The sequence below is a fragment of the Nitratidesulfovibrio liaohensis genome (assembly GCF_011682075.1).
GTDB lineage: Bacteria > Desulfobacterota > Desulfovibrionia > Desulfovibrionales > Desulfovibrionaceae > Cupidesulfovibrio > Cupidesulfovibrio liaohensis.
In genome coordinates this window covers 1-1,293 of sequence record NZ_VSMK01000575.1, presented here as the reverse complement: position 1 = coordinate 1,293, position 1,293 = coordinate 1, and the positions used below count along the sequence as shown (strand labels likewise).

Annotated in this window: 2 protein-coding genes; both read right to left on the bottom strand. The window is 70.9% G+C overall.

The features are described from left to right. A partial coding sequence (locus FVW27_RS16160) for a chromate transporter (protein ID WP_167127085.1) occupies window positions 1–518 on the bottom strand: 518 nt, incomplete at its 3' end. 129 nt (window positions 519–647) lie between these two features. Then, the coding region (locus FVW27_RS16155; RefSeq protein WP_167127082.1) for a chromate resistance protein ChrB domain-containing protein at window positions 648–1,293 on the bottom strand (646 nt) is incomplete at its 5' end.

Below are 1,293 nucleotides of genomic sequence, written 5' to 3'. Positions count from 1 at the left end.
GAGCCGAAGACCACCGCCGGAAAGGGCACGCCGAAGGCGAACAGCGCCGCGAAGGCGCCGCCCGCGAGGGCCAGCGAAAAGCCGTCACGCAGCGACCGGCGCCCCACGCGCAGCAGTGCTTCCAGCACCACGGCCAGCACGGCGGGCTTCAGCCCCCAGAACAGCGCGTCGATGGCGGGAATCTGGCTGTATGCCGCATAGATGAACGACAGTGCCATGACCACGCAGAAGCCGGGCAGCACGAACAGCGTGCCCGCCGCAATGCCCCCGGCGGTGCGGTGCAGCAGCCAGCCCACGTAGGTGGCAAGCTGCTGCGCCTCCGGCCCCGGCAGCAGGGTGCAGTAGTTCAGGGCGTGCAGGAAACGCGCGTCGTCCACCCAGCGTTTTTCGTCCACCACGGTGCGGTGCATCAGGGCGATCTGCCCGGCTGGCCCGCCGAAGCCCAGACAGCCGATGCGCAGCCAGGTGCGCAAGGCCTCGCCGAAGGCGGGGTGGGGCGTGGCGGGGCGCGAGGACACGGACGGAGTATCGGCGGACGGGAGGTCCGCGTCAGGCGAGGACGTTCTTGGGGAAGAAGCTTTTGGGGAAGACGCGTTCGGGGGCGGGCCGTTAGCGGCGGGATGCGGCGTGGTGTCCATGGTTGCCTCCTATGCGGGCCGGGCGGGCGCGCTGCGGCGGAAGTATTCCAGCAGGTCGTCCAGAACGCGGAAGCCGCGCTCCAGCCGTTCGTCGTCGTCATTGGTACGCAGGGTGATGCCCGCGATGAGCGCCCCCACCCCCGGCGATTCGGGCCGGGCGGGGTGGCGCTCGTCCAGGTCGATGTCGTGGATCACCGCGCCCACGGCGGCCAGGGGTGGGTCCGCATCCAGCCCGAAGCGGCGCAGCAGCACCTCGAAGGTGCACAGTTCACCCTCGTGGGTGAATTCCGCCTCGGCCATGTCGAAGCGCACGCAACGCCCGAGGCCTGTCCCGCCTGCCTTGCCTGCTGCGCCTGTTCCGCCAGGCACGCCCGTGTCCCCTTCGGGCGGCGGGCCGAAGCGGAACGTGGCCTCCGCATCGATGAACCTGCGCACCAGCCATGCGCTGGCGATGCGGTCCACATGCACGCCGGGCCGGGTTACCCACACAAGGCCCTTGTAATCGTCCGCGCGGAGGTACGTTTCGGTCTGCACGGCGCGGGCGGCTCCGGGCGCGCCAAGGCGCAGCCAGCGTTCGGCCCCGGCCAGCAACCCTTCCACCATCTCGCGCGCGGGCGCCCCAAAGAAGTCCACGGCGGCAACGGCCTCGAACCGG